At 75.4% G+C, this 12,721-nt stretch carries 10 protein-coding genes; 6 read left to right on the forward strand and 4 right to left on the reverse strand.

All coding sequences use genetic code 11. The features are described 5' to 3' along the window. Window positions 1–19: 19 nt before the first annotated feature. From ACZ3ZE_RS03430 to ACZ3ZE_RS03440, 3 genes are all read left to right on the forward strand, one after another. The gene (locus tag ACZ3ZE_RS03430) at window positions 20–745 is read left to right on the forward strand and encodes an aquaporin (RefSeq protein ID WP_361163378.1); all 726 of its coding nucleotides are present in this window, start codon (window positions 20–22) and stop codon (window positions 743–745) included. Between the two features lie 31 nt (window positions 746–776). Continuing rightward, window positions 777–1,466, forward strand: coding sequence for a SanA/YdcF family protein (locus tag ACZ3ZE_RS03435; RefSeq protein ID WP_467257184.1), 690 nt, complete (start codon window positions 777–779; stop codon window positions 1,464–1,466). A 72-nt stretch (window positions 1,467–1,538) separates the two neighbouring features. Continuing rightward, window positions 1,539–3,674: a molybdopterin oxidoreductase family protein gene (locus ACZ3ZE_RS03440; RefSeq protein ID WP_467257186.1), complete on the forward strand. Its 2,136-nt coding sequence runs from the start codon at window positions 1,539–1,541 to the stop codon at window positions 3,672–3,674. On the opposite strand, the gene ACZ3ZE_RS03445 is transcribed toward ACZ3ZE_RS03440, so the two are convergent. The 3 genes from ACZ3ZE_RS03445 to ACZ3ZE_RS03455 form a co-directional block, all read right to left on the reverse strand. After that, window positions 3,661–4,047: a gamma-glutamylcyclotransferase family protein gene (locus ACZ3ZE_RS03445; RefSeq protein WP_361163372.1), complete on the reverse strand. Its 387-nt coding sequence runs from the start codon at window positions 4,045–4,047 to the stop codon at window positions 3,661–3,663. The genes ACZ3ZE_RS03440 and ACZ3ZE_RS03445 overlap by 14 nt on opposite strands. Then, window positions 4,044–8,393 carry an nSTAND1 domain-containing NTPase gene (locus tag ACZ3ZE_RS03450; protein ID WP_467257188.1) on the reverse strand — a complete coding sequence of 1,450 codons (4,350 nt, stop codon included), beginning with the start codon at window positions 8,391–8,393 and terminating at the stop codon, window positions 4,044–4,046. Before ACZ3ZE_RS03450 ends, ACZ3ZE_RS03445 begins: the two co-directional genes overlap by 4 nt. A 113-nt stretch (window positions 8,394–8,506) precedes the next feature. After that, window positions 8,507–9,100, reverse strand: a complete 594-nt coding sequence (locus ACZ3ZE_RS03455) for an NADPH-dependent FMN reductase (RefSeq protein ID WP_363291204.1) — start codon at window positions 9,098–9,100, stop codon at window positions 8,507–8,509. Between the two features lie 68 nt (window positions 9,101–9,168). On the opposite strand from ACZ3ZE_RS03455, the gene ACZ3ZE_RS03460 reads away from it, so the two are divergent. The 3 genes from ACZ3ZE_RS03460 to ACZ3ZE_RS03470 all read left to right on the forward strand — a co-directional run bounded on the left by ACZ3ZE_RS03460 (window position 9,169) and on the right by ACZ3ZE_RS03470 (window position 11,540). After that, entirely contained in the window at window positions 9,169–9,963 is a 795-nt protein-coding gene (locus ACZ3ZE_RS03460) for an aminotransferase class IV (RefSeq protein ID WP_467257190.1), read from the forward strand. A 328-nt stretch (window positions 9,964–10,291) separates the two neighbouring features. Next, a complete protein-coding gene (locus ACZ3ZE_RS03465; RefSeq protein WP_361163364.1) occupies window positions 10,292–10,828 on the forward strand; it encodes a hypothetical protein in 537 nt (178 codons plus the stop codon). A 91-nt stretch (window positions 10,829–10,919) separates the two neighbouring features. After that, a complete protein-coding gene (locus ACZ3ZE_RS03470) occupies window positions 10,920–11,540 on the forward strand; it encodes a class F sortase (protein ID WP_361163362.1) in 621 nt (206 codons plus the stop codon). A gap of 181 nt (window positions 11,541–11,721) precedes the next feature. Here the strand turns inward: ACZ3ZE_RS03470 and ACZ3ZE_RS03475 are convergent, their stop codons facing one another. Continuing rightward, the gene (locus ACZ3ZE_RS03475) at window positions 11,722–12,507 is read right to left on the reverse strand and encodes a TSUP family transporter (protein ID WP_361624030.1); all 786 of its coding nucleotides are present in this window, start codon (window positions 12,505–12,507) and stop codon (window positions 11,722–11,724) included. Window positions 12,508–12,721: the final 214 nt, after the last annotated feature.

Here is a 12,721-nt window from a genome sequence, read left to right on the forward strand (position 1 = left end):
GCGGAATATATTTTCCGCTATGAGAATGTCCCCCGCGTCCCTCCCCCGACGCGTCACCGCCGAGTTCACCGGCACCGCCGCCCTCGTCGCCGTCATCGTCGGCTCCGGCATCCGCGCCGACTCCCTCAGCCAGGACATCGGCGTCCGGCTGCTCGCCAACGCCCTCGCCTCCGCCCTCGGCCTCGGCCTGCTCATCGCCCTCCTCGGCCCGCTCTCCGGCGCCCACTTCAACCCCGTCGTCACCCTCTCCGAGTGGTGGTCGCGCCGCCGCGAGAGCCCGGCCGGGGAGGCCGCCGGGTACATCGCCGCCCAGCTCACCGGCGCCGTCGCGGGCGCCCTGCTCGCCGAGGCCATGTTCGGGCGGGCGCCCGGCACCCTCGCGACCGCACCGCGCGCCGAACCGCACCTGCTGCTCGGCGAGGCCGTCGCCACCGCCGGGCTCGTCCTCGTCGTCCAGGGCCTGCGCCGCATCGGGCGTCTCCCGCTCGCCCCGGTCGCCGTCGCCGGCTACATCGGAGCGGCGATCTGGTTCACCTCCTCCGGCTCCTTCGCCAACCCGGCGGCCACCGTCGGCCGCGCCTTCTCCGACTCGTTCACCGGCATCGCCCCCGGCTCCGTCCCCGCCTTCGCCGCCGCCCAGCTCCTCGGCATGCTGCTCGGCATGGGCCTGGCGGCCGCGCTCTACGGGAAACCGGCCGGCGCGACGAGTGAACCGAACGGCGTTCCCACGCGTCGGAGCAGGTGACCGACCCCGCACCACCCCACGGAGGACCCCCATGCGCGGCGTACGCCTGCCGCTCCCCCGGACCACCCGGGCCCGCCGCCGCACCGTCCAGGCCGTCATGCTCGGCGCCGTCCTCGCCCTCGCCCCGGCCACCTGGATGCACACCACCGCCGGGGACCGGCTGCGGACCACCGCCGACGTGCCCACGCAGGACGTCGCCGTCGTCTTCGGCGCCGGACTGTGGAAGGGGCGCCCCACCCCGTACCTCGCGCACCGCCTCGACGCCGCCGCCGAGCTCTACCGCACCGGCAAGGTCCGGGTGCTGCTCGTCACCGGCGACAACAGCCGCACCGAGTACGACGAGCCGAGCGCCATGCGGAAATACCTGGCCGCCCGCGGCGTCCCGGACGACAAGGTCGTCAGCGACTACGCCGGCTTCGACACCTGGGACTCCTGCGTCCGCGCCAAGAAGATATTCGGCGTCGACCGGGCCGTCCTCGTCACCCAGGACTTCCACATCAAGCGGGCCGTCACCCTCTGCGGCGCGGCCGGCGTCGCCTCGTACGGCGTCGGGGTCGCCGAACCCCACGACGCCACCTGGTACTACGGCACCACCCGCGAGCTCGCCGCCGCCGGGAAGGCCGCCCTCGACGCGGCCCTGCGCCCCGACCCGCACTTCCTCGGCTCCCGCGAGGACGGGGTCGCGAAGGCCCTGGCCGCCTCACCCCGGACCCGGCCCTGACCTGAGCGCCTGGCGCCCTCCCCGTAATACGGCGGGCGGCCGCCCGTAACACGGCGGCCGCACCCTCGGACCATGTCCGAGGTCAGCACCGTCCCCACGCACTGCCCCTACTGCGCCCTCCAGTGCGGCATGAACCTGCGCCCCACACCCGGCGCGGAACTCCCCGTGGAGGTGGTCGAGCGCCCCGGCTTCCCCGTCAACCGGGGCGCGCTGTGCGGCAAGGGCCGCACCGCGCCCGCCGTGCTCTCCCGCCGGGTCCGGCTCACCGAACCGCTGGTCCGCGACCCCGCGACGGGCCGCCTGGAGCCCACCGGCTGGGACGAGGCGCTCGCCGCCGTCGCCGACGGGCTGCGCCGCACCCGCGCCGGGCACGGCCCCGACGCCGTGGGCGTCTTCGGCGGCGGCGGACTCACCAACGAGAAGGCGTACGCGCTCGGCAAGTTCGCCCGGCTCGTCCTCGCCACCTCGCAGATCGACTACAACGGGCGCTTCTGCATGTCCTCCGCGGCCGCCGCCCACCAGCGGGCCTTCGGCCTCGACCGGGGCCTGCCGTTCCCCCTGGAAGACATCCCGAGGACCGGCTGCGTCATCCTCGTCGGCTCCAACCTCGCCGAGACCATGCCGCCCGCGCTGCGCTACCTCACCGAACTCAAGGCCGGCGGCGGCACCCTGATCGTCGTCGACCCGCGCCGCACCCGCACCGCCGAACAGGCCGACCTGCACCTCGCGCCCCGCCCCGGCACCGACCTCGCGCTCGCCCTCGGCATGCTCCACCTCGTCGTCGCCGAGGGCCGGGTCGACGAGGAGTTCGTCGCCGCCCGCACCGACGGCTGGCCCGCCGCCCGCGCCGGGGCCATGTCCCACTGGCCCGAGCACGTGGAGCGTCTCACCGGCGTCCCCGTACCCCAACTGCGGGAAGCCGTACGGATGTTCTGCGAGGCCGACAGCGGCATGGTGCTCACCGCCCGCGGCCCCGAGCAGCAGTCCAAGGGCACCGACACCGTCGGCGCCTGGATCAACCTGTGCCTCGCCACCGGCAAGGCCGGCCGCCCGTACAGCGGCTACGGCTGCCTCACCGGCCAGGGCAACGGGCAGGGCGGCCGCGAACACGGCCAGAAGGCCGACCAGCTCCCCGGCTACCGCAAGCTCGACGACCCGGCCGCGCGGGCGCACGTCGCCGGCGTGTGGGGCGTCGCGCCGGAATCCCTGCCGGGGCCCGGGCGCAGCGCGTACGAACTCCTCGACGCCCTCGGCGGCGAAGTGAAGGCGCTGCTCCTCATGGGCTCCAACCCGGTCGTCTCCGCGCCCCGCGCCGCGCACATCGAGGAGCGGCTGCGGTCCCTCGACTTCCTGGCCGTCGCCGACGTCGTCCTGTCCGAGACGGCCGAACTCGCCGACGTCGTCCTGCCGGTGACCCAGTGGGCCGAGGAGACCGGCACCACCACCAGCCTGGAGGGCAGGGTGCTGCTGCGCCGCCAGGCCCTCACCCCGCCGCCCGGCGTCCGCGGCGACCTGGAGGTGCTGCACGGGCTCGCCGCGCTGCTCGACTGGGAGAAGGGCTTCCCCAGCGACCCGGAGGAGGTCTTCGACGAGCTGCGGCGCGCCTCGGCGGGCGGCCCCGCCGACTACGCGGGCATCGGCTACCGCCGCATCGAGGAGGAACAGGGCGTCTTCTGGCCCTGCCCCGGGACCGGCCCCGGCGAGCCGCCCCACCCCGGCACCCCGCGCCTCTTCCTCGACCGCTTCGCGACGCCCGACGGGCGGGCCCGCTTCGTCCCCGTCGTGCACCGACCGGCGGCGGAGGAGACGGACGCCGACTACCCCGTGCTCCTCACCACCGGGCGGGTCGTCTCCCAGTACCAGTCGGGCGCGCAGACCCGTCGGGTCCCCGAGCTGAACGCCGCCGCGCCCGGCCCCTTCGTGGAACTGCACCCCCGGCTCGCCGCACGCGTCGGCGTCACCGAGGGCGAACCGGTCGCCGTGCACTCGCGGCGCGGGAAGGCCGTCGCACCCGCCCGGATCACCACCGCGATCCGCCCCGACACCGTCTTCATGCCCTTCCACTGGGCGGGCGAGGGCCGCGCCAACACCCTCACCAACCCGGCGCTCGACCCGGTCTCCCGGATGCCCGAGTTCAAGGTGTGCGCGGTGCGGCTGGAGCGCGTCGGGGCCGGTGCAGGCGAGGCTCCGGACGCTACGGGCGCCTGAACCAGTCCCCGCTCGGGATGACCGGGCCCAGCGGCGCGCCGGGCGCCGCCACGTACACCCAGGCGGGCACGTACGCCCCGTCCCCGGACCGAACGACCTCCCGCACGACCCGCTCGTACCCGGCGGGCTCCTCCAACCGGTCCAGTACGCCGAGCAGTTCGCCGTACCGTCCGGGCGCGGCCGTCAGCAGCGCGCCCGCGACCCGGCCCCCGCCCGGCACCGCGAAGGGGTACCCGGGCCCGTCGTGCAGCAGCGCCCCCGGCAGCACGGCGTCCTCCTCGGCGCCGGTGCGGCCGAGCAGGAAACGGTCGTGGTTGTACGCGCCCGGGCGCAGCGTCCCGTACACGAAGAAGGGCAGGTCGGCGGGGGTCACCCGCCCACCGTACGACAGGGCGGTGTGTCGGGAGCGCCGGACGGGAGGAGGGCGCGCTCGTCCGCCGTGAAGTCCCGGTCGAGCCCGTTCCGGCAGAGCGCCTTCGCCATCTCCTCGGGGCGCAGGTCGATCGCCTGGTACCAGCCGTCCCCGGCGGCCAGCAGCCGCGTGCCCCGTACGTCGAGGCCGAGGTACGCGGGCAGCGGCAGGTCGGTGAGGAGGCGGCCGGTGCGCTGGTCCCAGAAGCGGGGGTCGCCGGCCTGGTTCGTGGTGACGAGCAGGCCGTCCGGGCCGGCGCCGATGAGCCGGGTGAAGGCATCGCCGGACGAGAGGGGGCGGGCGGCGGGGCGGCCCGTGTCGGCGTACCACTGGCGCACGAAGCCGTCGGGGTGGGAGGTGGTGAGGGTGCGGCCGTCGGGGCTGAAGAGGAGGTCGACCTGGCGGGTCAGCTCGGACGTCCCGTTCAGGCCGCCGACGGTGAGGGTACGCAGCCGGGTGCGGCTCCGCAGGTTCCACAGCTGGACGCGGCCGTCCGCCGTGTCGCGGCCGAGCACGACCGCGAGTTCGTCGGGGTGGCCGGGCCGGGCGCGGAGCATGCCGTAGCGTCCGAAGAGGTTGCTCCGTTCGGCCGCCGTCCTGGGCTTGAACAGCACGGGTGGGACGGAGGGGCGGCCCGTGGCGGCGTCGTAGAGAGTGAGGCGTCCGTCGGAGGTCAGGACGGCGACCTCGCTGCCGCCGAGCGGTTCGACCGCCTTCAGCTCGTCCGTGCCCGGGTCCCACCCGTCGAGGTCGAAGTCGACCCTGCGCCGGGGGTCCGCCGCCGCGAAGGCCGAGAGCCCGCCCGCCTGTTCCAGCACCACCCAGCGGGAGTCGGCGGTCCAGAAGGGGACGGAGTAGGTACCGCCGGGTTGTTGCGGCACGCGCCGCGCGCGGCCGGTCGCGGTGGTCACGATCTCCAGGAACGTGTCCCCGCCCCGGGCCAGTCCGGTGCCGTCCGGGGACAGCGCGCCGGAGACCTGCTCGCCGGCCGCGTCGGGGCGGGGCAGCGCGTCCACCGGCTCGGCCCGCGCGGTCAGCAGCGCGTCCTTGACGGGGACGAGCAGGGTGAGGCTCCTCCCCGGGCCCGGAAGAGCGGCGAGTACGCGCTCGGGGTCCTCCAGCTCCGGGAGCGTGGTCCGGAAGAGACGGCCCGTGCTCACCTGGACGAAGTCCAGCTCCTTCCTGCCGTCCGCGCCCCCGCCGTCCGGACTGGACACGGCGTACTCGCCCGTCAGGTCCAGCGCCTTTGTGCCGTCGACCACGGGGTTCAGCTTCAGCGGGCGGCCCGGCGCACCGCTCGTGGGGACGACCTGGGCGGGGTCGCCCACGACGAGCTGTTCGCCGCCGGAGGCGATCACGGCCGACATGTAGTCCGCGTCGAAGGAGCGGGTCTCGCGCCCGGTCGCCCAGGCGCGGACCACGGTCCTGGCCGGCGTCGCGTCCGGCAGGAAGAGGACCAGGTCGGGGTCGGCCGTGAAGGCGGCGTAGCGGGGGTCGCCCGGGATCAGACCGGGCGCGGTCGGCAGCCGTCGCCCCGAGGCGACGTCCCAGGCCGAGAGGGCCGCGTACCGGTCACCCGGCCCGGTGGCGCCGGTCGCGTCGTAGAAGGCCAGCATCCTCAGCAGGCGACGGCCGTCGCTGCTGAAGTCCATCTGGACGCCGTTGACGTTGCGGCCGCGCGCGTCGGCGGACCGCAGCTCGCGGGGCGGGGCGTCGGGGCCGTCGCCGGTCAGGCTCCACAGCCACACCGTGCCGTTGCCGTCCGCGAGGGCGAAGGTCCGCCCGTCGGGGGCGAGTTCGCTCGTGCCGGAGGTGTCGGCGTCCTCCAGGGCCTTCGCGGGGATCCGCGTCAGCCGCCGGGAGCGGGGGCCGTCCCCGCCCAGGCCGGTGAGCACCGACACCGCCCGAGTGCCGTCGTCGAGGAGCGAGAGGACCGTCGCCGTCCGCCCGTCCGGCGTGACGTCCATCCGCTGGAAGGCGCCGGGCCAGAGACCGGGATGGCTGCCGGTCAGGTACTGGCCGCGCGCGTACTGGCGGAGCAGTGCCCCGTACGTCTCGGGGCTCGGGTCCGTCGCCCGGGCGGCGAGGGCCAGTTGGAGGGCGGTGGCGGGGCCGGTGGCCTCGTGACGGAGGGAGACGTCGGCGAGGATACGGGCGGCCTGGCCGCGCAACTGGCCCTGGTAGCGCCCGTTGTTGTAGATCGCCCAGCCCGCGAGGCCGCCGGCCAGCAGGACCATCGCGGCGAGGACGGCGAGGAACGCGTACAGCCTGCGGGTGCCGCGGCGGGCCTCCCGGTCGCCGAGGAGGATGTACGCGCGTTCCGCGTCGCCGACGTCCTCCGGATGGCGGGCCAGCCGGTCCAGCGCGGTGGCGAGACTGGAACCGCGGAGCAGGGCGGCCGGCTCGCGGCCCTGCTCACGCCAGCGGGCGAGGTCCCGGCGGAGCTGCTCCTGCCAGACGCGGAAGTCACGGGACTCGGTGAGCCAGGTGTTCAGACGGGGCCAGAGGGTGGTGAGGGATTCGTGGGCGAGCTCGACGGTCTCCCGGGCGGCCCTGGCGGCGGTCCCGGCGGCACCGGCGGTCCCGGCAGCCCCCACGGCAACATCGACACCGGCCGCACCCGCCGCCTCCGCCGCACCGTCGGCCTCCTCGCCGCCCACCGCGCCGAGGACGACCAGCTTCGTCGGCGCGAGTCGGCGGGCGAGGTCTGCCAGGGCGGGGGCGAGTTCGGCGGTGCGGGCGGGGCGGCGGGCGAAGGCGCCGTCGGGCTCGGGGCGGGCGAGTTGGACGAACAGGCGGCGGGCCAGGGGCTCTTCGCCGGGGCGGAGCAGTTCCCTCAGGGCTTCCTCGGCGTAGCCGACGAGGGCGCCCGCGACGCCGCCGACGGCGTCGTACGCGGTGTGCGTGAGGGTGCCGCCCTCGCGGGCCTCCCACAGGCGGGTGAGGGCGAACTCGACCAGCGGCATCCGGCCGGGCTCCTCGCCCGCGTCGGCGACGATCCGTTCGGGCAGGCCGGGTTCGAACCACAGGCCGGGTACGGCGGCGACCGGTCCGGTCACGGCCCGGAACAGGCCGTCGGCGGAGAGCGGGGCGAGCAGGCGGGTGGCGTCGCTGAGCACGTCGGCGGCCTCGGGGGTGACGAGGGCGCCCAGGGACTCGGCCCGGGCGGTGGCCACCACCCGTAACGCGGGGCGGCCGGGCTGCCCGGCGCCGAGGGCGACGAGGAGCCGGGTCAGCGCGCGGGCGGCGGCGGGGTCGGCCGCCGCGTACTCCTCCAGCTGGTCCACGAAGAGGACGTGTCCGGCGTCGCCCGCGTGGGCGAGGACCCGGTCCCGAAGGGCGGCGGGCAGCCCGTCCGCCGTGTCGAGGAGGCGGGCGAGTTCGGCCGTCTCGCGCAGCCGGGCGACCTCCCCGAGGCCGGGTTCGAGGACGGGCACGAGGGCATGGGCCAGGGCGGCGGCGGGGCGGGTGCCGGGGACGGCGCGGAGTTCGCGGACGGTGGTCCCGGCGGCCCGGAGCGCGGGCAGCAGTCCGGCTCTGACGAGGGAGGACTTGCCGGAGCCCGAGGGGCCGACGACGAGGGTCAGGGGGCGGCGGGCGACGGCGGCGAGCAGGCCCCGGGTCTCCTCCTCGCGCCCGTGGAAGACGTCGGCGTCGGCCTCCGTGAAGGAGGCGAGGCCGCGGAACGGGCTGCGCGGCGGCAGCACGGCCGGGTCGAGGAGGGCGGCGAGCGGGATGAGGTACGCGGTGGTGGATCCGGCGGCGCCGTCGGCGGCGACCGTCATGCCGACGACGCCGTGCTGCGTCACGTCCCAGACGGGGGTGCCGCTGAAGCCGGGGACGATCCGCTGCCCGGGCAGGTCGGTCTCCATCTGGACCCAGCCCTCGCCCTGCGTGCCGCGCAGGGTGCCGGTGGCCCAGACGCCGCCGTCGGAGTGGGCGGGGAAGCCGAGGGCCCGGAAGGGGTGCTCCCAGAGGCGGGCGCCGTCGCCGTCGGCGGGGTGGACCGGCCGGCCGCCGGGGACGGGCGCGTCGAGGCGGAGCAGGGCGATGTCGGCGTCCGCCCGCCAGGTCAGGACGGCGGCCCGGGCCGCGCGGCCGTCCAGGAGCGGGAAGTCGAGGTGGACCGGCCCGTCCGGCGGCGTCTCGGGGACGCCGGGCTCCCCGGCCGCCTCGGCGACGACATGGGCGCAGGTCGCCACGGTGTCGGCGGCGACGAGGAAGCCCGCCCCGACGACCTGGCCGGAGCGGGTGCGGACCCGGACGAGCGAACGCGCCAGGATCTCTTGCTCGTGGACGGCTGCCACGGCGGTCCCCCCTCGTCGCGGCGTTTCCGCGCCCGTCCCGCCACGATAGGTCAACTGGCCTCCTTACACCGCCCCTTGGTCGAACTGGGCAGTGCAAGGAGATCCCAACCTGATCAACCGCCGTACGGGCGGACCGACTTGGCGTCGCGGAGGGCGTGGGCCCACCAGGCGAGCTGGTCGAGCATCGACTTCGCGGCGGCTTCGGGGCCTTCGGGGTCCTTGGGGGTGCCGTCCTCGTGGAAACGGCCGTGGGCGCCGTGGAAGGAGACGGTGTCGCGGACCGTGACGGCGTGCATCTCGGCGTAGACCTGGCGGAGCTGCTCGACGGCGCGCAGGCCGCCGGACATGCCGCCGTAGGAGACGAAGCCGACGGGCTTGGCCTGCCATTCGGTGAAGTGCCAGTCGATCAGGGATTTGAGGGAGGCGGGGAAGGAGTGGTTGTACTCGGGGGTGAGGACGACGAAGGCGTCGGCGGCGGCGAGGACCGGGGTGACCTTGCCGAGTTCGGCGCGGACGGCGGGGGCGGGGTCGTGGGAGAGGGCGGTGGGCAGGTCGACCTCGGCGAGGTCGACGACGTCGACGGCGAAGTCGTCGCGCTCGGCGGTGCGGGCGGTGAACCAGTCGGCGACGACGGGGCCGAAGCGGCCCTCGCGGTTGCTGGCGACGATGACGGCGAGGCGGAGGGCGTTCGGGTTCGTGATGTCCATGACGAGGATCGTGGTACCTCAAGTTCACTTGAGGTCAAGCCCGGCCGTCCCGGCATACGGTGGGACCCATGACCACGCCCGCGAAGCCCGCCGCCACACCCCCTGCCGGGACCCCCGCCCTGTACGTCGAGGTCGACGGCGCCCCCGCCGCCGACCCGGAACTCCTCGCGACCCTGATGAGCGGGTACGGCCACTTCACCGCCATGCAGGTGCGCGACGGCCGGGTGCAGGGCCTCGGGCTGCACCTGGACCGCCTGGACCGGGCCACCCGGGAGCTCTTCGACCGGGGGCTCGACGGCGGCCGGGTCCGCACGCTGGTCGGCGCGGCCCTGGAGGCGGCGGGGCGGCGGGACGCCTCCGCGCGGGTCTACGTGTACGACGGCGGCCGGACCGTGGTGACCGTACGGGCGCCGTTCCCGCCGGACCGCACCCCGCAGGCCCTGCGCTCGGTCACGTACGGGCGCCCCGCCCCGCACATCAAGCACCTGGGCGGCTTCGGCCAGACCTTCCACGGCGAGGCGGCCCGCCGGGCGGGCTTCGACGAGGCCCTGCTGACGGAGCCGGACGGGGAGATCTCGGAGGGCGCGGTCACCAACATCGCCTTCTGGGACGGCACTTCGGTGATCTGGCCGTCGGCGCCCTGCCTGGCCGGCATCACCATGGCCCTGCTCGCCCCGCGGCTGCCCTCCACGAGCCGCCGGGTGACCCTGGCGGACCTGCCGGGCTTCCGCTCGGCCTTCGTGACGAACTCGCGGGGCATCGCCCCCGTCTCCCGTATCGACGGGGTCGATCTGGCCGTCGACCAGGAGCTGATGGACCGGGTGTACGCGGCGTACGACGCGGCCCCGTGGGAGACCCTCTGACGTCCGGGCGGAGACCCGGGCCGACGTCCGGGCGGAGACCCGGGCCGACGTCCGGGCGGAGACCCGGGCCGACGTCCGGGCGGAGACCCGGGCCGACGTCCGGGCCGACGCCCGGCTTCCGCACCCCCCTCACCCGTTCGGCACGCCGTGTCAGCTGACGCGGAAAACCCGCCCCGACCTGCGAAGACTCCCGTGCTCCAGCCGACGCGCCGTATCGGACGGAGCAATTCTGATGGGACATCAGCAGGCGCCCGCCGCCGCCACGCATTTATGTCGGTCCTACGGAAGCCCCTTTCCGGAAGACCGTCCGCGCGCCACGGAGGCCCCCATGCGCCGCACCCCTGTCCCCCTGCTCACCGGTACCGCGCTGGCAGTCGTCGCCCTCGGAGCTTTCGCCGCGCCCCTGGCGTACGCGAACAACGACGGGCACGACGGACACGACGGACGCCCCGAGGCGCTGGAGATCTTCCCGTCCTCGGCCGACCCGGGGGCCACGGTCACCGTGAACACCCTCGCCTGCGGCTCCCACGGGCACGGCGTCGGTGACGCGAACTCGCTCGGCGCGGGCGACTTCCAGCTCAACCCGAGCACCCACAAGGAGGTCGTGGTCGGCCAGTTCACGGTGCCGCACCACGCCCAGGCCGGGACGTACGGCATCAGTGTCGCCTGCGACAACGGGCGGACCGCCCGGGGCGACCTCGTCGTCAAGCACAAGAGCCCCAGCGGCCATGTGCAGACCGGTGTCGGCGGCAGCGTGGGCCCCGACACCGCCCAGGTCACGGCAGGCGCGGCGGTGCTGGCCGCGGCTGCCGTAGGCGGTACCTGGCTCCTGCGTCGCCGGGCGAGCGGCGCGCAGGGCGACTGACCGTACCGCCACCCCTCCTGCCCCCGCCGCGCCCGCTGACGGCCCGGCGGGGGCAGGACCACACCGTCGTCAGCGCCGCCGGAGGACGTCCGTGAGCAACAGCAGCAAGGGCTGGGGCATAGCCATCGCGGCCTGTGTCGGCCTCTGGCTGATCCAGAACGGCTCGGGCGACGTCACCCCGCCCGTCCCGTCCGCCGCCCAGGCCTTCGCCGCCGGGCCCAGTGTCCACACCGACGCCGCCGCCGACCCGCTGCCGCCCTCGGAACCGCTGCGGATGCGCATCCCCGAGATCGACGTCGACACGCCGCTGACCTCCCTCGGCCTCGACGCCTCGGGCTCCCTGGAGGTGCCGCCGGCGTCCGACCGCAACCTGGCCGGCTGGTACGAGGACGGCACCCGGCCCGGCGCCAAGGGCACCGCGATCGTCGCGGGCCACGTCGACAACGCCCGGGGCCCCGCGGTCTTCTACGCGCTGGGCGCCCTGAAGAAGGGCCATCGTGTCGAGGTGCTCCGGCAGGACGGCCGGACGGCGGTGTTCACGGTCGACGCGGTCGAGGTCTACGACAAGGACCACTTCCCCGACGCCAAGGTGTACGGGGAGGCGGACCGGGCCGAGATCCGGGTGATCACCTGCGGCGGCGGCTTCTCGAAGAAGGCCGGCGGCTACCAGGGGAACGTGGTCGCCTTCGGGCACCTCATCGGGGTCCGCTGACCCCGGGCCGACCGGAGCCCACCGGAGCCAGCCGCAGCCGACCGGAGTCCACCGGAGCACCCCCGAGCCCGTCGGAGGCCGCCGGAGTCCACCGCGACCCGCCGGGCCCGCGGGAGTCCACCGCAGCCCGCCGGCGCCCACCGCAGCCCAGCCGAGTCCGCGGGCGACCCGCCCTGAACCCTCACGCCCACTGGTCGAAGGCCAGCTTGGCGACCAGCGAGAAGACCACCACCAGCAGTACCCCGCGGACGAACTCGGACCCCTTGCTCAGCGCCATCCGCGCGCCGATCATCCCGCCCGTCAGGTTGAAGACCGCCATGACCGCCGCCAGCTGCCACAGCACGCTGCCGTGGTAGGCGAACATCGCGAGCGCGCCCACGTTGGTGCACACGTTGACGATCTTCGCGGTGGCGGAGGCCGTCACCAGGTCCAGATGGAGCACGGCGGACAGGGCGAGGACCAGGAAGGTGCCCGTGCCGGGCCCGAAGAGGCCGTCGTAGAAGCCGATCCCGCCGCCGACCACGACGATCGAGGTGACGATCCGGGCCCGGGTGAGCGGCGGCCGCTCCTCGCCCTGCGCGCGGGTGCCGAAGGAGGGTCGGAAGAGCACGAACGCGGCCACGCCGACCAGGACCACCATGATCACCGGGCGCAGCACCTCGCTGCTGATCCCGGCCGCGAAGAAGGCCCCGCCCATCGAGCCGGCGAGCGCGGCGAGCCCGATCCGCACCGCCCGGCCCACCTGGACGGGCGTCTTGCGGACATAGGTGACGGCCGCGCCTGAGGTGCCGACGATCGCGACGGCCTTGTTGGTGCCGAGGATCTGGGCGGCCGGCAGGTGCGGCAGCCCGAGCAGCAACGCGGGCAGCAGGAGCAGGCCGCCGCCCCCGACCACGGCATCGATCCAGCCCGCCACGAGCGCGGCGAGACAGAGCAGGACAACGGTGGTCAGGGATATGTCAGGCATGCCCGCGAGCCTAGGGCCGGGATGACTGTGCGATCCATCAATCCCGGGAGAGTTGAGCTTCGCCAGAGCTTACGGAGGTCCCGGCGGCGGGTTCGCGGTCCGGGGCCGGCGGGGCGGCCGGGTGCAGGCCGAGGGTCAGGAGCGTGCCGGCGAGGGCGCCCGCGGCGAGCAGCCCGGCGGCGGTCCGCCGCCGGATCCGCTCCCCCTGCGCCCG

The organism is Streptomyces sp. NPDC023157, assembly GCF_055560575.1.